This is a genomic window from Curtobacterium sp. MR_MD2014 (genome assembly GCF_000772085.1).
GTDB lineage: Bacteria > Actinomycetota > Actinomycetes > Actinomycetales > Microbacteriaceae > Curtobacterium.
Window position 1 is genome coordinate 2,634,435 of record NZ_CP009755.1, and the last position, 21,337, is coordinate 2,655,771.

17 protein-coding genes are annotated in these 21,337 nt (G+C 73.4%); 10 read left to right on the forward strand and 7 right to left on the reverse strand.

What is annotated here, in order from left to right; genetic code table 11:
- Window positions 1–15: 15 nt before the first annotated feature.
- A complete protein-coding gene (gene bla / locus NI26_RS12140) occupies window positions 16–975 on the reverse strand; it encodes a class A beta-lactamase (protein ID WP_081985324.1) in 960 nt (319 codons plus the stop codon).
- A 171-nt stretch (window positions 976–1,146) separates the two neighbouring features.
- Window positions 1,147–2,628, reverse strand: coding sequence for a mannitol dehydrogenase family protein (locus tag NI26_RS12145; RefSeq protein ID WP_066655718.1), 1,482 nt, complete (start codon window positions 2,626–2,628; stop codon window positions 1,147–1,149).
- A 182-nt stretch (window positions 2,629–2,810) separates the two neighbouring features.
- Between NI26_RS12145 and NI26_RS12150 the strand changes: the two genes are divergently transcribed.
- The 6 genes from NI26_RS12150 to NI26_RS12175 all read left to right on the forward strand — a co-directional run bounded on the left by NI26_RS12150 (window position 2,811) and on the right by NI26_RS12175 (window position 9,926).
- Window positions 2,811–3,446, forward strand: coding sequence for a TetR/AcrR family transcriptional regulator (locus tag NI26_RS12150; protein WP_158407762.1), 636 nt, complete (start codon window positions 2,811–2,813; stop codon window positions 3,444–3,446).
- Between the two features lie 72 nt (window positions 3,447–3,518).
- Complete coding sequence (locus tag NI26_RS12155; protein WP_066655724.1) at window positions 3,519–6,227, forward strand: MMPL family transporter; 2,709 nt, start codon at window positions 3,519–3,521, stop codon at window positions 6,225–6,227.
- A gap of 471 nt (window positions 6,228–6,698) precedes the next feature.
- Window positions 6,699–7,145 (forward strand): MarR family winged helix-turn-helix transcriptional regulator, encoded by a 447-nt coding sequence (locus NI26_RS12160; RefSeq protein ID WP_066658556.1) that lies wholly within the window; start codon window positions 6,699–6,701, stop codon window positions 7,143–7,145.
- A gap of 49 nt (window positions 7,146–7,194) precedes the next feature.
- Complete coding sequence (locus NI26_RS12165; RefSeq protein ID WP_066655725.1) at window positions 7,195–7,407, forward strand: hypothetical protein; 213 nt, start codon at window positions 7,195–7,197, stop codon at window positions 7,405–7,407.
- Between the two features lie 53 nt (window positions 7,408–7,460).
- Window positions 7,461–8,555, forward strand: coding sequence for an alkene reductase (locus NI26_RS12170; RefSeq protein WP_066655731.1), 1,095 nt, complete (start codon window positions 7,461–7,463; stop codon window positions 8,553–8,555).
- Window positions 8,556–8,684: 129 nt separating this feature from the next.
- Window positions 8,685–9,926: a mannosyltransferase family protein gene (locus NI26_RS12175; RefSeq protein ID WP_066655735.1), complete on the forward strand. Its 1,242-nt coding sequence runs from the start codon at window positions 8,685–8,687 to the stop codon at window positions 9,924–9,926.
- Here NI26_RS12175 and NI26_RS12180 read toward each other — a convergent pair.
- On the reverse strand, window positions 9,834–10,592 hold the full coding sequence (locus NI26_RS12180; protein WP_235426360.1) for a nucleotidyltransferase family protein: 759 nt from the start codon (window positions 10,590–10,592) through the stop codon (window positions 9,834–9,836). The genes NI26_RS12175 and NI26_RS12180 overlap by 93 nt on opposite strands.
- A gap of 14 nt (window positions 10,593–10,606) precedes the next feature.
- The gene (pucL, locus tag NI26_RS12185) at window positions 10,607–11,548 is read right to left on the reverse strand and encodes a factor-independent urate hydroxylase (protein WP_066655738.1); all 942 of its coding nucleotides are present in this window, start codon (window positions 11,546–11,548) and stop codon (window positions 10,607–10,609) included.
- 283 nt (window positions 11,549–11,831) lie between these two features.
- Here pucL and NI26_RS12190 point away from each other — a divergent pair, with 283 nt between their 5' ends.
- The 4 genes from NI26_RS12190 to NI26_RS12205 all read left to right on the forward strand — a co-directional run bounded on the left by NI26_RS12190 (window position 11,832) and on the right by NI26_RS12205 (window position 18,213).
- Window positions 11,832–12,665: an FAD binding domain-containing protein gene (locus NI26_RS12190; RefSeq protein ID WP_066655746.1), complete on the forward strand. Its 834-nt coding sequence runs from the start codon at window positions 11,832–11,834 to the stop codon at window positions 12,663–12,665.
- Complete coding sequence (locus tag NI26_RS12195; protein ID WP_066655751.1) at window positions 12,662–15,457, forward strand: molybdopterin-dependent oxidoreductase; 2,796 nt, start codon at window positions 12,662–12,664, stop codon at window positions 15,455–15,457. The genes NI26_RS12190 and NI26_RS12195 overlap by 4 nt, the downstream gene beginning before the upstream one ends.
- Window positions 15,457–16,440 (forward strand): XdhC family protein, encoded by a 984-nt coding sequence (locus NI26_RS12200; RefSeq protein WP_066655757.1) that lies wholly within the window; start codon window positions 15,457–15,459, stop codon window positions 16,438–16,440. Before NI26_RS12195 ends, NI26_RS12200 begins: the two co-directional genes overlap by 1 nt.
- A gap of 375 nt (window positions 16,441–16,815) precedes the next feature.
- Window positions 16,816–18,213: an amidohydrolase family protein gene (locus tag NI26_RS12205; RefSeq protein ID WP_066655760.1), complete on the forward strand. Its 1,398-nt coding sequence runs from the start codon at window positions 16,816–16,818 to the stop codon at window positions 18,211–18,213.
- A gap of 31 nt (window positions 18,214–18,244) precedes the next feature.
- On the opposite strand, the gene NI26_RS12210 is transcribed toward NI26_RS12205, so the two are convergent.
- The 3 genes from NI26_RS12210 to NI26_RS12220 form a co-directional block, all read right to left on the reverse strand.
- Entirely contained in the window at window positions 18,245–18,625 is a 381-nt protein-coding gene (locus NI26_RS12210) for a hypothetical protein (protein WP_066655762.1), read from the reverse strand.
- A 101-nt stretch (window positions 18,626–18,726) separates the two neighbouring features.
- The gene (locus tag NI26_RS12215; RefSeq protein ID WP_066655764.1) at window positions 18,727–20,253 is read right to left on the reverse strand and encodes a PucR family transcriptional regulator; all 1,527 of its coding nucleotides are present in this window, start codon (window positions 20,251–20,253) and stop codon (window positions 18,727–18,729) included.
- Window positions 20,250–21,332, reverse strand: coding sequence for a DUF917 domain-containing protein (locus NI26_RS12220; protein ID WP_158407763.1), 1,083 nt, complete (start codon window positions 21,330–21,332; stop codon window positions 20,250–20,252). The genes NI26_RS12215 and NI26_RS12220 overlap by 4 nt, the downstream gene beginning before the upstream one ends.
- Window positions 21,333–21,337 lie beyond the last annotated feature (5 nt).

Consider the following 21,337-nt stretch of genomic DNA (forward strand, 5'->3'; position numbering starts at 1 on the left):
CCCTGCGGGTGCCCGTCAGACGATCCGCTGCACCGCCAGTCGGGTCGCCGCGGCCACCAGGGCGTCGGACGGCTCCGCGTCCGCCCGCTCGTGCGCCGTGAACACGACGAGCACGACGGGGTCCCGGCCCGGCGGCCGGACGACGGCGATGTCGTTGCGCACCCCGTACGAGGCGGTCCCGGTCTTGTCCGCGACCGACCAGCCCCCGGGGACGCCCGCCCGGATCGTGCCGTCACCGGTGGTCGTCCCCGCCATCGACGACCGCAGCAGCTCGCGGTCCCCGGCGTCGAGCGCGTCGCCGACGAGCACCGCCCGCAGGTCGCTCGCCGACTGCGCCGGGGTCGTCGTGTCCCGCTGGTCGCCCGGGACCGCCGTGTTGAGGTCGGGCTCGACGCGGTCCACCCGGGTCACGTCGTCCCCGATCCCCCGCAGCCACCGCGACACCCCGCCCACCCCGCCGAGCCGCTCCACGAGCAGGTTCGCAGCCGTGTTGTCGCTCTCGCGCACCGCCGCGTCGACGAGCGCCCGGAGCGTCATGCCCTCGTCGACGTACCGGCGCGTGACGGGTGCGTACTCGAGCAGGTCGCCCCGTCCGTAGTGCACGACCTCGTCGAGGTCCTCGCCGCTCGACGCGTCGAGGACCGCCGCGGCGATGAACGCCTTGTTCGTCGAGGCGAAGGCGAACCGTTCGTCGGCCCGGTACCCGACGCTGCTGCCGTCCGCCGTGTCGATCGCGACGACACCGATCCGGGCGTCGTCCCGCTCCTCGAGCGCGGCGAACGCGCGGGACGTCGCCGCGTCCGCGGTCGCGGTCGGTGACGGTACCGGTACCGGCCTCGTGGTCGCCGTCGGAGCACCGCCCGCCGTGCCCGAGCGGTCGCCACCACCACTGCCGCTGCACCCGGCGAGCGTCAGCGCGGCCACCGCCGCGATCGTGGCCAGGGTCGTCCTCGTCGTCCGCACGCGGACGAGCATGCCGACCCCGCCCGCGATCCACCTGCACGTCGCGTCCCGCCGTGCGAGCCACGCGGCCACGGTCGGACGGGAGGCACGTGGCGGTGCCACCACGCGCCTCCCGTCCGGTGGTGGCGGACCCGACACGCGTGGTCGGGGTCCGCACGCGCCTCCCGTCCGGCGGGCGACGTGTCAGGAGCGCGACAGTCGCGTGACCGTCGCGTGTGCGCCGTCCTGCAGGAGCCCGTCGAGCGCGTCGCGGTACGCCGCGACGAACCGGTCGTCGTCGACCAGGTCGCCGAACACCTGGCGGTCCTGCAGGAAGGCGAGCCGGTCCTCGTCCTGCCGCCGCGCGGCCGCCGTCAGCCGGTCGGCGAGGCGGTCCACGACCTGGATCGGCTGCCCGTCCTCGTCGGTGCCCTCCGCGTAGCGCGCCCACGAGGCGACGATGCCGGCCGAGAGCGCGACGGGACCTCCGGATGCGAGGTTCTCGCGGACCACCGGGAGCAGCCACTTCGGGATGCGGTCGCTCGACTCGGCGCAGAGCCGGGCGAGGGTGTCGCGGACCTCGGGGTTCCGGAAGCGCTCGATGAGCGTCGCCGTGTAGTCGTCGAGGTCGATCCCGGGGACCGCGTGGAGCGTCGGGGTCGCCTCCTCGGCCATGTAGCGGCGGAGGAAGGTCGCGATCGCCTCGTCCTGCGTGGCCTCGTGGGCGTAGCGGTACCCGGACAGGTACCCGAAGTAGCAGAGCCCCTGGTGGCTGGCGTTGAGGAGCCGGAGCTTCATCAGCTCGTACGGCTCGACGTCGTCGACGAGCTGCACGTCGGCGTCCTCGTACCGGGGGCGGCCTGCGGGGTGGTCGTCCTCGAGCACCCACTGGAAGAACGGCTCGGCGACGACCGGCCAGGCGTCCTCGATGCCGAGCTCGTCACGGACCCAGGCCCGGTCCTCGTCGGTCGTGACCGGGGTGATCCGGTCGACCATCGAGTTCGGGAACGACACGTGCTCGCCCATCCACGCCGCGAAGGCCGGGTCCTGCAGGCGGGCGTAGGCGGTGAACATCTGCCGAGCGACGTGTCCGTTGCCCTGGATGTTGTCGCACGACATCACCGTGAACGGCTCGAGACCCCGGTCGCGACGACGCCGGAGCGCCTCGACCACGAGGCCGAAGACCGTCCGCGGCGGGGCGTCCCCGCGGAGGTCCGCTGCGACACCCGGTTCGTCCGCGACGAACTCCCCCGTGACGTGGTCGAAGTTGTAGCCGCCCTCGGTGATGGTCAGGCTGACGATCCTGGTGTCCGGGTGCGCCATCTTCTCGACGACCGCGTCCGGGTCGTCCACCGCGAGCAGGTACTCGACGATGCTGCCCACGACCCGCGACTCCCGCGTGCCGTCCGGGTGCTTGAGCACGAGCGTGTAGAGGCCGCCCTGCTCCGCCATCGCGGCGGCCATGCGACGGTCCTGCTCGAGCACACCGACACCGCAGATGCCGTACTCGCGGGCCTCGCCCTGCTGCAGGAGCCGGTCCACCACCATCGCCTGGTGCGCACGGTGGAAGCCGCCGACGCCGAAGTGCACGATCCCCGGGGTGATCCCGTCGCGGTCGTAGCTCGGCACGGCGACGCCGCTCGCGGCGATCCGGTCCAGGGTCTCCGGGCTCAGGCGGACGGTCATGGGTACTCCTTCGTACGGCGGTCGCGAGCCCCCAGTCTGGCAGCCGGAACCGGTGTGCGGAACCGGTGTTCTGCTCCGACGCACCCGGATCGACCCGCGACCCTCGGTGCCCGGGGGACGAACCTGAGGGAGCGCTCGGAGAAGGTGCACCGAGTGCATCGATGCACCTAGTGTTGGCACACGTGACCACCACCGACCGTCGTGCCGCGCTCAAGGCGAAGCACCGTGCCGCGATCCTGCAGGCAGCGCGGGACCTGGTCGACGAACGCGGCGGACGCGGTTTCGGCGTCGACGACCTGGCGTCGCGTGCCGACATCGCGCGACGGACCGTCTTCAACCACTTCGCGTCGCTCGACGAGGTCCTGCTCGCGGTCTGCGAGCAGGAGCTCTCGGTGATCATCGACCGGTTCCTGGCCGACATGGCCCGGACCCCGATCGGCGACGGCAGCCGCGCGTCGATGTTCGAGGAGCTCGAGTCGGCCGCACGCGGGGCCGACCTGGCGCCGGCGATCTCCGGGATGTACCGGATCATCGGTGAACCGGGGAAGGAGGACCCGAAGGCCGCGGTCCTCACCCAGACCGCGTTCTCGCGGGTCACCGACCGGCTGCGCGACGAGGTCGCCCGGCGACACCCGGGTGCCGACCCGCTCGACACCGCGCTGCTCGTCGACTCGCTCATGAGCGGGATCGTCGTCATCGCCGACCACTGGCTCACCAACGACGGCCCCGAGCTCACCCCGGCGTCACTGACCGCCTGGGACGCCCTGCTGAGCAGACTCGTGCACAGCGTCCGCTCCGGCTACATGCCGGCCTCCTGACCACTCCCCCCGGGGTCCACCGGCGCACCCCGCACCACCACAGCACCTGACACGAAAGGACGGGGCAACCGCATGGCCGGTCTCCTCTACCGTCTCGGACGGTTCTCCGCACGACGCCACTGGCTGGTGATCATCGCCTGGATCGTCATCATGGGCATCGCGGGGCTCACCTACAGCCTGTTCGCGGGCACGATCTCCTCGTCCATCACGATCCCGAACACCAAGACGAGCCAGGTGCAGGACGAGCTGGCGGACAAGTTCCCGTCGGCGAACGGTGGCAACGGCACGCTGGTCTTCGAGACGACCGACGGCAAGGCGTTCACCGCGACGCAGCAGGCCGACGTCAAGGACTTCCTGGACGGGATCGCCGACCTCGACGGGGTGAAGGAGGTCCGTGACGGCTTCACCACGCAGGACCAGCTCGACGAGCAGCGGCAGAAGATCGTCGACGGGCGCCAGCAGATCGAGGACGGTCGCAAGCAGATCGAGGACGGCCAGGCCCAGCTCGACCAGCAGAAGGACCAGCTGGAGTCGGGCAAGCAGCAGATCGAGCAGGCGCAGGCGCAGCTCGACCAGCAGAAGGCCCAGGCCGAGGCGCAGGCCCAGGCCGCCGGGGCCGCCGCCGCGAACAGTGCGGCCGCGCAGGCCGGTCAGCAGCAGCTCGAGCAGGCCCAGGCGCAGATCGACGCCCAGCAGCAGCAGATCACCGCGGGCGAGCAGCAGATCGCCGACGCCCAGCAGGAGATCGACGACAACACGAAGAAGCTCGAGGACAACGAGCGCGAGCTGGAGCAGGGGTCCGACCTGCTCGACCTGTCGAAGGACATCCGCTTCGTGTCGTCGAACGGCGCTGCCTCGATCGGCACCGTGCAGTTCACGAAGTCGACCTTCGAGGTGCCGCAGGAGACCAAGCAGGAGATCTCCGACCGGGCCGAGAGCGCGAAGATCGACGGCCTCGAGGTGTACGTCTCGAACGACATCGCGCAGGGTGTCCCGTCGATCCTCGGCCCCGGCGAGATCGTCGGTGTCATCATCGCCGCGCTCGTGCTCTTCCTGATGCTCCGCACGGTCATCGGCGCCGCCATCCCGCTGCTGTCCGCCGTGCTCGGCGTCGGCGTCGCCACCCTCGCGTCGCTCTCGTTCTCGAGCCTGGTCGAGTTCATCTCGGTCACGCCGGTGCTGGGGGTGATGCTCGGCCTGGCGGTCGGCATCGACTACTCGCTGTTCATCCTCAACCGACACCGGACGCAGCTGAAGGCCGGCATGGGCGTCCACGAGTCCATCGGTCTCGCCAACGGCACCTCCGGCAACGCGGTGGTCTTCGCGGGCACGACCGTCATCGTGGCCCTGCTCGCGCTCAACATCACCGGGATCCCGTTCCTCGGCCTGATGGGCACCGTCGGCGCCGTCGCCGTGCTGTTCGCGATCCTCATCGCGACGTCGTTCACCCCGGCGCTGCTGTCCCTGCTCGGCATGCGCATCCTCCGGAAGAAGGAGCGGCAGCAGATCGGGCACACCGGGTCCGTCCGGGTGCCGAACAAGCCGATGTCGACCTGGCGCGCGGTCGTCACGCTCGTCGCCGGCGTCGCGGTGCTCGGCACGATCGCCCTCCCCGCCACGCAGATGCGCCTCGGCCTGCCGACCGGTGCCTCCGAGGCCACCGACTCGTCGCAGTACAAGGCGTACAAGGCGCTCGAGGACGAGTTCGGCGCCGGCCAGAACGGTCCGCTGCTCGTCGTGGCCGACCTGCCGGAGGCGATCGCGAAGGACGACGTCACCGCGACCGAGGTCACCATCGGCCAGGCGCTCGCGAAGAACGACGACGTCGAGGCCGTCCTGCCGATCGGCGCGTCGTCCGACCGCGACATCATCGCCTTCCAGGTCAAGCCCGCGGGCGGCCCGGACAGCGTCTCGACCGAGACCCTGGTCAAGGACCTGCGCGAGCAGACCGTGCAGACCGACGACGGCACGGTGACGCTCGGGGTCGCGGGCAACGCCAGCGCGAACATCGACGTGTCGGAGAAGCTCGCGAACGTGCTGCCGCTCTACCTCGTCGTGGTCGTCGGCCTGTCGCTGATCATCCTCATCGTCGTGTTCCGGTCGTTCCTCGTGCCGATCACCGCGACGGCCGGGTTCATCCTGTCCGTGCTCGCGTCCTTCGGTGGTCTGACGGCCATCTACCAGTTCGGCTGGCTGGGCTCCGTGTTCGGCGTGCACGACCCTGCGCCGATCCTGAGCTTCCTGCCCATCATCGAGATCGGCATCCTGTTCGGGCTCGCGATGGACTACCAGCTCTTCCTGGTGTCCGGCATGCGTGAGGCGTACGCGCACGGCGCCTCGGCCAAGGTCGCGGTGCAACGCGGTCTGCACGCCGGTCGCGCGGTCGTCACGGCAGCTGCGATCATCATGATCTCGGTGTTCGCGGGCTTCATCTTCTCGGAGTCCTCGACCATCAAGCCGATCGGCTTCGGCCTGGCGTTCGGCGTGCTGGTCGACGCCTTCGTCGTCCGGATGCTGCTCATCCCGGCGGTCATGCACCTGCTCGGGAAGAGCGCCTGGTGGATCCCGAAGTGGCTCGACCGGATCCTGCCGGACGTCGACGTCGAGGGCGCCAAGCTCGAGCGCTCGCACCCCGGTGACGACCGCGGCCACGGCGCCGAGCCCGCCGTCGCCGGTGCCACCGCCGGGGCCGGAGCCGGAGCACACCGCGGGTCGCACGCCGCCGACGTGGAGCCCGATGCGAACCCGCACGAGGGGCACACGCCGACGCACCGCGCCTAGGCGTCGAGCGTCCGCGGGGGCGCCAGCCCCACTGCACCGCCGGGAGGCCCGGTGCCGGTCCACGAGACCGGCACCGGGCCTCCCGTCCGTGTGCCGCGCGCGATCGCGCGTGCCGGGCGTACCCGGGCGTACCGGGTGGAAACGGGCGTACCGGGCGGACCCGGGCGTACCGGGTGGGGTCGGGCGTACCCGGTGCAAACGGGCGTGCCGGGCGTACCCGGGCGTACCCGATGGGGCCGGGCGTACCCGGTGGAAACGGGCGTATCGGGTGGAAACGTGCGTACCTGGTCGTCCCGAAGGGCCAGGTACGCCCGTTCCCGCCTCCCATCGCGGGTGTCATGGGAAGGAACGGGCACGGCCACGGGCACGGGCACGGGCACGGGCACGGCACGGCACGGCACGGCACAGTGGAACGCGCACGACCGCAGCACCGGGCGCCCGATCCGTTCGTGGACGAAGTACCGTGGAGGCATGACCGCGACCGACGTCGACCCTCTCGCCCTCGACCGGCAGCTCTGCTTCGCCCTGGCCGCCACGAGCCGCAGCGTCATCGGCCTGTACCGCGACCTGCTCGACCCGCTGGGCCTGACGCACCCGCAGTACCTCGTCATGCTCGCCCTGTGGGAGCACGACCCGCGATCGGTGCGCGAGATCGCCGCGGAGCTCCGCCTCGACTCCGCCACGCTGAGCCCACTGCTCAAGCGCCTCGAGGCATCCGGCTACGTCCGACGCCAGCGCAGCGCGGCCGACGAACGCCAGCTCGAGGTGTCGCTCACCACCGCCGGTCGGGCACTCCGCGAGCGGGCGAGCACCGTCCCGGTCGCGGTGGCCGACCGGCTCGGCTGGCCGCTCGACCGGCTCGAGCGACTGAAGGACGACCTGACGGAGCTGCTCGGACGCGTCGACGCACTCGACTGAGCAGGTACTTCGTGGCAGAATGATTCGTGTACGAACGAAAGGACGGACCATGGGTCGCTTCGGCAGCTGGTACGACCGCTGGAACCGCACGCTCATCGAGAAGATGGGTCCGTCGCAGATCGGTGCCGGACGCGTCGAGGGCGTCGACGACCGTACCGTCGACCGCCCCTGCCCGATCTGCCACCAGCCACTCTCGCAGCACACCGTGATCCGCCCCGAGGGCCAGTTCCGCTCGAGCACGCTGGTGTGCCCCGGTCGCTGAGGATCCGCCGTGCCGGGGGAATTGCCCCGCGCAACACGTGGTTGAACGGACACGTGAAGCTCTTCGAAGCCGCCGACCTCGGCGCACTCCACCTCCGCAACCGCATCGTCATGGCACCCCTCACCCGGACGCGCGCCGGTGAGCAGGGCATCCCCAACGACCTCCTCGTCGAGCACTACGCGCAGCGCGCCGGCCTCGGCATGATCATCACCGAGGGCACCTGGCCCGTGCAGGAGGGCCGCTCCTACCCCGGGCAGCCCGGCATCGAGACCGACGAGCAGGTCGCCGGGTGGCGCCGCGTGACGGACGCCGTGCACGAGCGCGGCGGCACGATCGTCATGCAGCTCATGCACGGCGGTCGCGTCTCGCACACCGACATCTCGCAGACCCCGCGCATCGTGGGCCCCTCGGCGATCGCCGCTCCGGGGCAGACGCACCTGGCCGACGGCTCGAAGGCCGACATGCCCGTGCCGCACGAGCTCACCACCGACGAGGTCCGCGAGGCCGTCCAGGGCTTCGTCCGCGCCGCTCGCAACGCGATCGCGGCCGGGCTCGACGGCGTCGAGGTGCACGGTGCGAACGGGTACCTCGTGCACGAGTTCCTCTCCCCCGTGTCGAACACCCGCACCGACGAGTACGGCGGGTCCCCCGAGAACCGGGCGCGCTTCGCCGTCGAGGTCTCCACGGCGATCGCGGAGGCCGTCGGCGCCGACCGCGTGGGCATCCGTCTGTCGCCGCAGCACAACATCCAGGGCGTGCTCGAGGAGGACGACGCCGACGTCCGTGCGACCTACACCGCCGTCGCCGAGGGCCTCGCGCCGCTCGGGCTGGCCTTCGTGGACGTCCTGCACGCCGAGCCGGCCAGCGAGCTCGTGCAGCACGTGCGCCGCACCGCAGGTGCCCCGTTCATCGCGAACTCGGGCTTCTCCTCGATGACCACCCGCGACGAGGCGATCACGCTGCTCGACGGTGACCTCGCCGACGCCGTCGCGGTGGGCCGGGCCGCCATCGCGAACCCGGACCTCGCCGAGCGCTGGGAGCAGGACGCGCCGCTCAACGAGCCGCGTCCCGAGCTCTTCTACGGTGCGAGCGCCGAGGGCTACACCGACTACCCGACGCTCGACCAGGTGCGCGAGCCCGTCGCGTAGTCGACGCGACCAGGGACGGACGGGAGGCGCGGTGCCGGCTGGCACCGCGCCTCCCGTCCGTCCGTCCGTCCGTCATCCGTGTCGCACCGGTGCCGGGTCGGAGGCTCCCGGCCCACCTAGGATCTTCCGGTGAGCACCGCGACCGCGCCGCCGACGCCCCTCGACCGCCCCGACCACCTCGTCGGCGAGTCGACGCACGACCCCTCCGGAGCGCTGCACGACCGCGGTCGACGGGCGCTTCGCGGGACGCTCGCGGCGCTGGCGATCTGGGCGGCGGCCCGGGTGCTGCTCGAGGGAGCCGCCCTCGTCGCCTGGCTCGTCGAGCGACCGGGACAGCTCGGCCTGCGGACGCTGCCGACCGTCCTGAACCACTGGGACGCGGAGAACTACCTGCACGTCGCCCTGGCCGGCTACCCGACCTTCGGCGTCGTGCCGTTCGACGAGGCGTTCCTGCCCGGGTACCCCTTCCTCTCCCGCTTCGTCGCCGAGGGTGTGTTCTTCACCGTCACCCCGAACCCGACCCAGGTCGCCGCGGCCATGTGGCTCGTGACCGGCCTCTCCGCCGCCGTCGCCGCGGTGCTGCTGTGGAAGGTCGTCCGCGACCGCTTCGACGCGCGCGTCGCGGCCGGCGCCGTCGCGCTCCTGGTCGCGGGGCCCTACGCCCACTTCATGGTCGCGCCGTACGCCGGGTCGCCCTACCTGGCCTTCGCGATCGCCGCCTGGCTGCTCGTCCAGCGCGGCCGCTGGCTCACCGGGGCGCTGCTCTGCATCCCGGCGGGACTGATCCGTGTGGAGACGGTCTACCTCGTGGCGGCCCTGGTCGTCGCGCAGCTGCTCGGCCCGCGGATCCGGCCGTTCTGGTCGCGCCTGTGGCGAGCCGCCGCCTTCGGTGCGGTGGGGTCGCTCGGCCTGGGCTACTACCTCGCCTGGCTCTGGCACCAGACCGGAAACCCGACGCACTGGTTCCTCGTCCAGAAGCTCGGGTGGCACCGCGAGACGCAGTGGCCGTGGGAGACGTTCCGCACGACGCTCCGGATCGCGACCGGGACGACCGGGTCGGGGCAGTTCCAGGAGTGGTCGGACATCGTCATGGTCGCGGTCTACCTGGTCGCGGTCGGCTTCCTCATCGCGAAGCGGTGGTGGCCCGAGCTGGTGTACACGGGCCTCATGGTGGTGTCCATGGGGACGAGCTACGCGTGGACCTCGATGGCCCGCGAGAGCTCGGTGCAGTTCCCGCTCATGGTGCTCGTGGCCTCCACGCTGGCCGGCCGTCGTCGCTCACGGTGGGTCTTCTGGGTGGTGCTCGGCATCGGGATCGTGGACGCGACCTACCAGTCGTACCGGTTCGCACTCGGCGACTGGGGCGACTGAGCCGTCAGCGGTCTGGTCGACGGGCGGTCCGGGCGTCGGGCGGTCCTGGTCCTCGCCGTCCCACAGGTCCGCGCAGTCGACCGCGGAGACCCCCGCCCGCCGGAGCCAGGCACCGGCGACCCGGTCCCCCGGGTCGGCCGTGACCGCCGCGACGAGCGCCCCGCGGTGCGCCGGACCGACCAGCACCGGGTGACCCGGTCGGCCGTCGAACGCGGCACGCCGCAGGACGTCCGCACCCGCAGACGCCCCGATGACGCGGCGCACGACCGTCGGTGGCATCGTCGGCAGGTCGACGAGCGCGACGCACGCGACGACCCCGTCGTCGAGCACCTGCAGCCCCGCCGCGAGCGACGCACCGGGTCCCTCGGCCCAGTGCTCGGCGACCACCGTGCGGACGGACGGCAGGTCCGGCACGAGCACTCGGGCGTCCCCGGCCGCGGCGCCGAGGACCACGACCACCGAGGCGCAGCCGCCGTCGAGCAGTGCCCGGCTCACGGACCCGAGCCACGGCGTCCCGTCCGTCGTCCGCACCAGCGCCTTCGGCATGCCCATGCGCGTCCCGGCACCGGCGGCGAGCAGGACCCCGGTCACCGGCAGCGGGCCGTGCGGGTCGACCGGCAGCGGGACGTGCGGGGCGACCGGCAGCGGGTCGTCCGGTCGCGGCACGCGCGGGCCGCCGCTCAGACGAACGCCGGGACGGACGTCCAGGCTGCCGGGGCGTCCTCGACCCCGTCACGCACGACCGTGCCCGAGATGAGTCCGTAGGGACGGTCGGCGGCGAAGAACACCTCGCCCGGGTTCTCGAGCCCGAACGGGGACAGGTCGACCAGGAAGTGGTGCTTGTTCGGCATCGAGAAGCGCACTTCGGCGATCTCGGGGAACGACTCGATCGCCGCGCGCCCCATCGCGAACAGGGTCTGCTGCAGGGCGAGCGAGTGCAGGTCCGCGAAGGTCGCGAGCATCCGGTCGAGCACGCCGGTCCACACCCCGTCGTAGTCGATGCCGTCGGCGACCGCCTCGGGTGTGTAGCGCCACCGCGCGGTGACCGACGTCGCGAGGATCCGGTCGTCGGTCTCGGCGAGCGTCGTGTACGCGTCACGCGGGAAGCCGTGGAACTCGCTGCCCGTCGACTTCAGGACCGTCAGGTCGGTCACGCCGGCGAGCACGTGGACGTCGTCGCCGTCGACCTGCACCACGGCGGTGCGGGTGCCGCGGCCGGACCGGACGAACGCGTGGTCGTGCGCCCGACCGTCGACCGCGATCCGCTCCCAGGCGTGCTGCTCGGCGGACAGCGTCGACCCGTCGTACCAGTCGAACGCCGTCGCGAAGTGCCGGCCGAGGCGGAGGAGGAACTCCTCCGGGGCGCCCACACCGTGCTCCTTCGCGAACGCGTAGACGGTGTTCTTCTGCGTGTCCGTCGCGACGACCTTCGCGTTGTCGCCCTCGGTGTAGGACTCGGCGAGCGCCGCACCGCGCAGCTGGGTCGTGACCGTCAGGTCCTCGATCTCGTGGCGGTCGGTGTCGCGGGTGACCCGGACGAGGCGGACCTCGGCCTTGCCGTACTGGTTCGCACCGAGGCGGACGGACGTGCTGACGGGGGCTGCGGTGGCGGTGGTGTCCATGCGGCGACGATGACAGCCGCGTGTTTCGGTGGTGCGTCGATCAGGTCACGAGCTCCGTCCGCCGAGCCGGCCCGGTCGTGACGCGGCCGTCGTTCCCCCGTAACGGTGCCGAAACACCCGTTCCCTAGCGTTGCCGCCACGAACCGATCCGACCGAGGAGGCACCGTGGCGCGCAGCACCGCACCCCGAGCGTCCTCGGCGTGGAACCGCGGGATGATCGCGCACGGCCGACGACCGGGCGACACCGTCGTCACCCGTCCCGCCACCCCGATCGGACCCCTGCATGGACCTCGTCACCGTCCGCACCCTGCGGACACCGTCGCACCGCGACGACCTCGCGCTCGCACCCGGTGAGCAGCCGCTCGCCGGCGGCACCTGGCTGTACTCCGAGGAGCAACCGGGAACCACCGGCCTCGTCGACCTGACCGGCCTGGGCTGGCCGGACGCCGAGCACACGCCGGAGGGTCTGCGGCTCGGTGCGACGTGCACCATCGCGACGCTGCTGCGGCTCGACCCCGAGCCGGGGTGGCGTGCGTGGCCCCTCGTCGAGCGGTGCGCGAACGCCCTGCTCGCGTCGTTCAAGGTGTGGAACGCGGCGACGGTCGGCGGGAACGTGGCGACCGCGCTGCCCGCGGGAGCGATCACGGCGTTGCTGGTGACCCTGGACGCGACGGCGGTCGTCTGGACGCCGGACGGCGGGGACCGCCGCCTGCCCGTCGCCGACCTCGTCACCGGGGTCCGCGCCACGGCACTGGCGTCCGGCGAGGTGGTCCGCGCGTTCGACGTGCCGGAGTCGGCGCTCAGGAGCACCACCGGGTACCGCCGTGTGTCGCTCAGCCCCCACGGTCGGACCGGCGCGCTCGTGACCGCGCGCTGGGACGCCGACGGCTTCGTCCTCGTCGTCACCGGCGGGACCCGGCGACCGGTCGTGCTGCGGTGGGACGCGGTGCCCACGGCGGCCGAGGTCGACACGGTGCTCGCCGCCCACGACGACTGGTACGACGACCCGCACGGCTCCCCCGACTGGCGTCGGGCGGTGTCCCGCCGCTTCGCCGCCGAACTCGTCGCCGAGGCCGGCGGCTCGGGTCTCGCTGCTGCGGAGGGGGACGCCCGATGAGGTTCGAGGTCGACGGGACGACCCTGGACGCCGCCCCGCAGCCGGGCCAGGTCCTCCGCACCCTGCTCCGCGAGCACGGGGTCACCAGCGTCAAGAAGGGCTGTGACGCCGGCGACTGCGGTGCCTGCTCGGTCCTGCTCGACGGGGTGCCCGTGCACTCCTGCATCACACCGGCGCACCGGCTCGAGGGTCGCGTGGTGACGACGGCCGCGGGCCTCGGCACGCCGGAGCAGCCCCACCCCGTGCAGCGGGCGTTCGCCGAGGCCCCCGGGTTCCAGTGCGGGTTCTGCACCGCCGGGTACGTCGTCACCGCGTCCGCCCTCGACGACGACCAGCTCGCCGACCGACACCGGGCGCTCAAGGGCAACCTCTGCCGGTGCACGGGGTACCGCGCGATCGAGGACGCCCTCGACGGCGTGCGCAACACGGCGTGCCCGGGTGCCGGGGCCGCCGTCGGCACGTCCGTCGCGGCCCCGGCGGCGATGCGGATCGTGACCGGGGGCGAGGAGTACACGCTCGACGTCCGCCCCACCGAGGCGCTCCTGCACGTGGCGGTCCTCGGCAGCCCCCACCCGCACGCCCGCGTCGTGTCGATCGACGCGAGCGCGGCCGAGGCCCTGCCCGGTGTGCACCTCGTGCTCACCCACCACGACGACCCCGGCGTGCTCTTCTCGACCGGGCGGCACGACTCGCGGCTCGACGACCCCGACGACACCCGCGTGTTCGACCGGGTGCTGCGGTTCCGTGGGCAGCGCGTGGCGGCCGTCGTCGCCGACAGCGTCCGGATCGCGGAGCAGGCGTGCGCCGTGCTTCGGGTCGAGTACGAGCTGCTGCCGAGCGTGCACGACGTCGACGCCGCGCGCGGCCCGGGCGCTCCCCTGCTGCACGGCGACAAGACGACCGCCGAGCACCGCATCGCCGACCCCGGCCGCAACGTGGTCGCGGCTCTGCACGGCGAGACCGGCGACGTCGAGGCCGCGCTGGCGTCCGCCGTCGCGTCGGTCGACGGCACCTGGAGCACCGGTCGTGTCTCCCACGCGGCGCTCGAGACGCACGCGACCCGCGGTTCGCTGGACCGGGACGGGAGGCTCGTGCTGCGGACCGCCACGCAGGTCCCGTTCCTGGTCCGCGACGAGATCGCGCACGTCTTCGGCCTCGACCCGTCGCGTGTGCGGGTGGTCGCCAAGCGCGTCGGCGGTGGGTTCGGCGGGAAGCAGGAGATGCTCACCGAGGACCTCGTCACCCTCGCCGTGCTGCGCACGGGTCGGAGCGTGCAGTACGAGTTCAGCCGCCGGGACGAGTTCACGATCGCGCCCACGCGGCACCCGATGCGGGTGCGTGTCCGGCTCGGTGCGGACGCGTCCGGCCGCCTGACCGCGATGCACGTCGACCAGGTGATGGACACGGGCGCCTACGGGAACCACGGCGTCGGCGTCATGTTCCACTCGGTCAGCGAGTCGGTCGCCGTCTACCGCTGCCCAGCGAAGCGGGTCGACGCCGAGTCCGTCTACACGAACAACCTGCCGTCGGGGGCGTTCCGCGGGTACGGCCTGGGCCAGGTGGTGTTCGCGATCGAGTCGGCGATGGACGAGCTCGCGCGTCGGCTCGACCTCGACCCGTTCGAGCTCCGGCGGCGCAACGTCGTCGTGCCGGGCGACCCCCTCGTCGTGACCGATCCCGACGAGGAGGACGACCTGCGCTGGGAGGGCAGCTACGGCCTCGACCAGTGCCTCGACCTGGTGGAGGACGCGCTGCGCGCGCCGCTGCCCGAGGTCCCGGCGATGGACGGTCCACCGCTCGACCCGCCCACGGCGGACGGCTCCGGGGACTGGGCGTACGGCACCGGCATCGCGCTGGCCGCCATCGCGACGATGCCGCCCCGTGGGCACCACGCGCACGCGACCGTCGAGGCCACCACGGACGGCCGCTACCGGATCGGGGTCGGCACGGCGGAGTTCGGCAACGGCACGACGACCGTGCACACCCAGCTCGTCGCGACCGCCCTCGGCACCACGCCGGACCGGGTCGACGTGCACCAGTCCGACACCGACGCCGCGCAGTACGACACCGGTGCGTTCGGCTCCGCCGGGGTGGTCGTGGCGGGCAAGGCGCTGTTCGCGGCGGCCGAGGACCTCCGCGAGCAGCTGACCGCCCGCGCGCTCCGGATCGTCGCCGCGCGCACACCCCGTGCCGCCTCCGGGCCGCTCGGCCCCGCCGTCGAGGTCCTGCCCGGCGGCGTCCGCGTCGGTGACGAGGTCGTCGGACACGCCGAGCTCCTCGCCGAGGGACCGCTGGTCGCACACGGCAGCCACGACGGCACCCCGCGGTCGCTCGCGTTCACGGTGCACGGTGCCCGTGTCGCGGTGCACCGACCGACCGGCGAGGTCCGGGTGCTCCACAGCGTGCAGGCCGTCGATGCCGGGACCGTCCTGAACCCCGAGCAGCTGCGCGGACAGGTCGAGGGCGGCGCAGCACAGGCGATGGGATCGACCCTGTACGAGGAGGTCGTGCTCGACGACACCGGTCGCGTGACCACCGACGCCTTCCGGTCGTACCGGGTGCCGAAGATCTCCGACGTGCCCCGCACCGAGGTCCGCTTCGCCGACACGCACGACCCGCTCGGACCGCTCGGGGCGAAGTCGATGAGCGAGGCCCCGTACAACCCCGTCGCCCCGGCGGTGGCGAACGCCGTCCGCGACGCGATCGGCGTGCGTCCGTACCGCCTCCCGATGACGCGCGACCGTGTCTGGGCACTGCTGCAGGGCGACGCGACCGACGCCGGAGGTGCGTGATGTTCGAACTGGCACCGCGCCTCCTGGCCGTCCTCGACACGGGTGCACCGGTCGTCGTCGCGACGGCGGTCTCGATGACCGGCAGCGCGCCGAGCGGCGTCGGGACCTCGATGGCGGTGCTGCCGGGCGGACAGGTCGTCGGCACCATCTCCGGAGGCTGCGTCGAGGGCTCGCTGTTCCTCACCGCCGAGCAGGTGCTCGAGACCGGCGAGGCGGTGTTCGAGCGGTTCGGCTTCGACGACGACCCCGACGCCGTGTGGGCCCCCGCGCTGCGGTGCGGTGGTCGCGTGGAGGTGCTCGTCCACCGGGTCACGTCCGACGACGCCCTGCTCGTGAGCGCGCTCCGTGACGCCGCGGCCGGTCTGCCGACCTCGCTCGCCGTCTCGCTGGAGCCGGGGACGCTCGGGGTGGTCGTCACCGCTCCGGACGGGTGCCGCGACCGGGTCTTCGTCGAGCGCAGTGACCACCGCCCCCGCTGCGTCGTCGTCGGCGCCGTCGAGACCGCCGTCGCCGTGACGAACGCCGCCGCGGTGCTCGGCTACGCCGTGACCGTGGTCGACCCGCGGTCGGTGTTCCTGACGGACGAGCGCTTCCCGGCCGCGGACGAGCGGATCGTGGGCTGGCCGACGCGCGTGCTCGAGGGGTTGCCCGTGGACCGGACGACCGCCGTCGTGGTGCTCGCACACGACGACCGGTTCGACGCCGAGGTGATCGACCAGGCGCTCCGCCGCGGAGCCGGGTACGTCGGCGCGATGGGCTCCCGATCGACCCACGAGCGGCGGCTCGCGGAACTGCACGCGCTCGGCACGCCGGACCTCGATCGGCTCCGCTCCCCGATCGGTCTCGACATCGGCGCGCGGACCCCGGCCGAGACGGCCGTCGCGATCATGGCCGAGGTCGTCGCCGTGCGGACGGGCTCCTCGGGAGGGGCGCTGACCGGCGGGTCCGGCCCGATCCACCGCGTCCCCGCGCGGGTCCCCTGACGCGCGCGCGTCGTGCCCGTCGAACGACGCTCCCGGGACGGCACCAGGGGCGGCGCCTGGTTCGACCTCGCATCCGTGGTTCGACGTCGCATCCGTGGTTCGACGTCGCATCCGTGGTTCGACACGGCCGTCCCGCTCGGCGCCGCGAGCGTCCGGGCGAGAGGAGCCCGAAGGGCACGGGCTCCCACGCGCCTTGAACGGTATGACGATTCGAGCGCACACAGAGCGGTCCAGTGCACGAGGACCGACCGGCACCGACCGCTCGTCACCGCCGCGACCGGGCGACGACGACTCCGGGTTCCGACTGCGCCTCCGGGCGCCGAGGGGAAACTCCGCGGTGACACCGGCGAAACACGGGCACCCTAGGTTCGCCCCATGACGCAGACCCTGATCCGCGCCGGCTGGGTGCTCACCGCCGCACCGGACGGCTCCTCCACACCCGCAGCGATCCGCGACGGCGCCGTCCTGCTCGACGGGGACCGCATCGCCGCCGTCGGCACCTTCGCCGAGCTGTCCGCTGCGCATCCCGACGCACCCGTCCGCGGCGGCGCGTACGACATCGTGACCCCGGGCTTCGTGAACACACACGGCCACTTCAGCGAGGGGCTCATCACGGGCATCGGCTCGCAGTACACGCTGTGGGAGTGGCTCACCGCACTGATCGGCCGCGTCAATCGGGTGATGACCCGCGAGAAGGCGTACGCCGGCACGGTGCTCCAGGGCATCCAGCTCCTCCGGAGCGGTGTGACGACCGCGAACGACATGTTCTGCGCCGACCCGGTGCCCGACGAGCCGGCGACCCCGGGTGTCGTGCAGGCACTCGAGGACCTCGGGCTCCGCGGTGTCGTGTCGTTCGGCTCCGGCGACGTCGACCGCGACTTCGGCGCGACCCCGATCCTCGACGAGTTCGAGGCCCTGCGCGAGGCCGCCGACGCCAGCCGCTACAGCACCTTCCGCGTGGGCGTCTCGTCGATCGGCCGGTACACCGACGACACCTGGCAGGAGCACGTCGACTACGCGGTCGCGGGCGGCCACGGGGTGCACGTGCACTTCCACGAGGTGCGCGAGGAGGTCACCGCCGCCCGGCAGCGCACCGGTCGGACGGCGATCGGCCACGCCGAGGCGACGGGCATGTTCCAGGTCCCGGTGATCGCCGCGCACAGCGTCTGGGTCGACCGCGAGGACCGCGAGCGCTACGCCACGCACGGCGTCGGGGTCGCGCACAACCCCGTCGCGAACGGCATCCTGGCGAGCGGCATCGCGCCGGTCGCCGAACTGCGAGCGCTCGGCGTCCCTGTCGGGATCGGGGTCGACGGTCCGGCGTCGAACGACTCGCAGGACTTCCTGCAGGCGATGAAGACCGCGGCCCTGCTCGCCCGCGTCCGCGACCTGCAGGCAACCGCGATGAGTGCACGCGAAGCCCTCGAGATGGGCACGATCGGCGGCGCCCGGGCCCTGCGGATGGAGCAGGAGATCGGGTCGCTCGAGCCCGGCAAGCGCGCTGACCTGGTGGTGTTCGACGGCGACTCCCCCACGCTGGCGAACGTGCACGACCCCTACCAGGCGGTCGTCTTCGTCGCGGGCAGCCGTGAGGTCCGCGACGTCTGGGTCGACGGCGAGCTGAGCCTCGCCAACGGCGACGTCACGAAGGTCGACGTGCGCGAGGCGGTGGACCGCGCCCGCCCCCTCGCCCGCCAGCTCGTCGCCGAGGCAGGGCTGGAGCGCCTGTCGGCGCTCACCGGTGGCGCGCTCGACGACACCGAGCGTCCGTAGCGGCGCACGTGCGACCGATCGGCCGTGGGGCTCAGCCGAGCGTGATCTCCCGGATCGTCGCCGACACCGTCGACGGATCGTCGGCCGTGGTCTGCGCGGAGCACGACCACTCGACCGGTTCCGTCGCCGTCCCGTGCTCCTCGCGCCGCACGGACGACTCCCCGGTGACGGCTGCCACCGTCACCCCGCTCGGACCGGACGATCGCTGCTCGACGCCCGTCGACCGGGTGTCGACGACCTTCCACGGGGTCGTCCCGTACTGGTCACGCCACCAGGCGACGATCGCCGGCCCGACCCTCGTCTCGCACGCCGCGCGCGCGACCCCGTCGAAGGAGGTCTGCTGCTTCGTGCACCCGGTGAGCGCGACGAGGACGACCACGACGGCCGTGGCCGCGACGGTGCGGGTCCTCATGCACCCATCGTGCCGAACGCCGTGCGGCGCGTACAGCCCGGGGACGCCGGAACGCGCGACGCGGCGACCGATCCGCTGCACGACGCACGGTCGCCCCCGCGCTACGCCCCGCCGAGCGCCCGCGTCGCCAGGTGCAGCGCGAGCCGGGTCTCCGGGTCGCCGAGGTCCACGCCGAGCAGCCGCTGCACCCGGTCGATGCGATCGGCCACGGTGTTGCGGTGCACCCCGAGCACCGCGGCCGTCTCCGCCACCGAGGACTCCGCGTCGAGGTACGCCGCCAGGGTCGAGCGGAGCGCCCCGCCCCCGCGCTCCAGGGGCGCGAGGAGCTGCTCCGCCGCCGGCAGGAACGTGTCGGTCTGCGTCCACGCGAGCAGCAGCTGCGCGAGGCCGAGCCGGTCGACGTGCACGAAGAAGCCCGACTCCGGTCGCGCGGCGGCGAGCCGGACGGCGTCACCCGCTTCGCCGAGCGTCCGCACGAGCCCCGCCGGACCGGCGTGCACGCTGCCCACGCCGGCGTTCGTGTCGACCGCGGAGCGCAGGGCGTTCTGGGCGGCGCGCACCGAGGCGGCGAGCGCGGCGACCGCGGCACGGTCGGGTTCGTCGGACGACGAGCACCAGAGTGCCCACCCGTCGGTCTGCTCGACCACCACCACGTCGAGCCCGTGCGCGTCGAACGCCGTCTCGACCTCGCGTCGCAGGGCCACCGCGTCGACCGGCTCCCGCGCGACGAGCCGGACGCCGACGTGCCAGGCGTCGAGCTCCCAGCCGGCGGCGATGGTCCGCTGCACCAGGGGCGGCGCCGGTGCCCCGTCGGCGGTCCGGAGGTCGTCGAGCATCGCCATCCGGTACCGGGCGTCGCGCTCGTCGTCGAGCCGGGTGAGCACGAGCCGGTGTCCGGCCGCGACCGCCGCGACCCGCAGTGCGGTCGCGAGCACGACCCGCTCGGCACGCACGGGCGTGGTGGTGCCGACCGCGAGCCAGGCCCGCGGTCCGATGCCGGTCGGGACGGGCACGGCCACGACCGTCTCCCGGTCGTCGGTCGCCCAGACCGGCTCGCTCGTCCCGACCGTGCGCGCGAGCAGTGCCGCGGTCGCCGGCGCGACCCCCGCACCACGCAGGGGACGTCCCGACGCGTCGAGGAACCGGATCGCGTGTCCGAGCTCGTGCTCGAGCCGGGTGAACAGTTCGTCCAGGGCGGGTCCGGCGTCGAGTCCGACGCGCGCCGCGACGACGGCGGCACGGGCAGCGGGAGCGTCCCCGGACCCGATGAGCTCGTGCACCCGCACGGAGGCGGCCCACGGGTCCGGGGTCACGACCACCGCGACGCCGAGTCGATCGGCGAGCGCGGCGGTCCCGGCGCCGGGCAGCGGTGCCCCGTCGGCGAGCCCGACGACGAGCACCGCGACGCCGGCGGTCGCCGCCCGGCGGAGCAGCACGTCGAACCGGGCGTCGAAGCGCTCGACCGGGGTGAGCAGGACGACCGCGGAGTCGTCCGTCCCGAGCTGCCGACCGACATGCTCGGGCAGGCCGACGAGTCCGCGCACGGTGGTGACCGTGCCCGTCGCCGGTCCGACGAGCAACGTCGTGCCCTCGGGCAGCAGGGGCAGGAAGTCCGAGACGGGGATCACGCTGCGGCCTCCGGCACGGCGTCGGCGTCGATCCCGAACGCGCGGGGCGCCACGCGTGCCGTGCGCTCCGGCGACGCCCACCACCACGGCGCACCGGGCAGCACGAGCACCGCGAGCTCGTCCCCGACCCGGGCTCGCTCGGTGCTGACGGGCCGCAGGGACCTGGCGTCGACGACGACGATGCAGCTCGGGGTGCTCGCGACCGGTTCACCGTCCACCAGGCAGTGCACCCACTCGCTGCCCGCCTCGACCCGGACGACGGCGCCGGTGGCCGCGTCGCGGATCGCCATCGACCCGTGCACGAACGCGACCGCGTCCCCGCCGCGCTGCACGTCGAGCACGCGGCCGCGGGCGACGGCACGAGCGCCGTCGAGCCCGACCACGAGGTCCTCGACGCCGGCCGCGGCCGCAGCGACGCGTCCGGTGCGCAGTGCCCGGTCGACACTGCCCGTGATGCAGCGTCCGGCGAGCACCTCGGCGTCGACGGGGCCGACCGCGAACGCCGCCCACCCGCCGCTGTGCGAGACCGCCTCGCGCCAGACCGTCTCGAGGTCCCGTGGGTCCGACGAGTCCACCACGATCCGCAGGCCGCTGGACGTCACCGCAGCGGCGGTGACCGAGGGCGACGACCCGACGAACAGGGAGAGCTGGTCGATGCGTGGGGTCGCCCGACCGACCAGGTCGGCGTCGACGAGCGGCAGGCCGACCGCGTGCGCCGTGAGCGCCGCGGCCGGTCCGGTGACGCCGCCGATCTGCGCTGCGACGACGGCGTCCGCCCGACGGCCGGTCCAGCGTTCCACCGCGGCGAGCGCGTCGGGCAGCTCCCGCCCGCTCGGCGTCTTCTCCTCGAGCACGGTGGTCGACCCGACGAGCCCCACCGCCATCACCGCGCGGACACCGCCGCCGACCGGCACGACCGGCACCCGGGCGTCGCCGAGCGCCCGCCGCAGGGCGTGGGCCATGTGGTCCACCTGGCCGCCACCGCCGCACCCGAGGAGCGCGGTGCCGCGTGCGAAGTCGTCGACGTCGTCGGCCCGGAGGCCCGTCACGACCCCGTCACGCTGCTCGCCCTGGTGCACACCTG

Bases quoted from the DNA above. Each gene is read 5' to 3' on its own strand.
- NI26_RS12190 (WP_066655746.1), top strand. From the start codon at position 11,832: ATGGACCTCGTCACCGTCCGCACCCTGCGGACACCGTCGCACCGCGAC.
- NI26_RS12195 (WP_066655751.1), top strand. From the start codon at position 12,662: ATGAGGTTCGAGGTCGACGGGACGACCCTGGACGCCGCCCCGCAGCCG.
- bla (WP_081985324.1), bottom strand. From the start codon at position 975: ATGCTCGTCCGCGTGCGGACGACGAGGACGACCCTGGCCACGATCGCG.
- NI26_RS12160 (WP_066658556.1), top strand. From the start codon at position 6,699: ATGACCGCGACCGACGTCGACCCTCTCGCCCTCGACCGGCAGCTCTGC.
- pucL (WP_066655738.1), bottom strand. From the start codon at position 11,548: ATGGACACCACCGCCACCGCAGCCCCCGTCAGCACGTCCGTCCGCCTC.
- NI26_RS12210 (WP_066655762.1), bottom strand. From the start codon at position 18,625: ATGAGGACCCGCACCGTCGCGGCCACGGCCGTCGTGGTCGTCCTCGTC.
- NI26_RS12205 (WP_066655760.1), top strand. From the start codon at position 16,816: ATGACGCAGACCCTGATCCGCGCCGGCTGGGTGCTCACCGCCGCACCG.
- NI26_RS12165 (WP_066655725.1), top strand. From the start codon at position 7,195: ATGGGTCGCTTCGGCAGCTGGTACGACCGCTGGAACCGCACGCTCATC.
- NI26_RS12200 (WP_066655757.1), top strand. From the start codon at position 15,457: ATGTTCGAACTGGCACCGCGCCTCCTGGCCGTCCTCGACACGGGTGCA.
- NI26_RS12155 (WP_066655724.1), top strand. From the start codon at position 3,519: ATGGCCGGTCTCCTCTACCGTCTCGGACGGTTCTCCGCACGACGCCAC.
- NI26_RS12145 (WP_066655718.1), bottom strand. From the start codon at position 2,628: ATGACCGTCCGCCTGAGCCCGGAGACCCTGGACCGGATCGCCGCGAGC.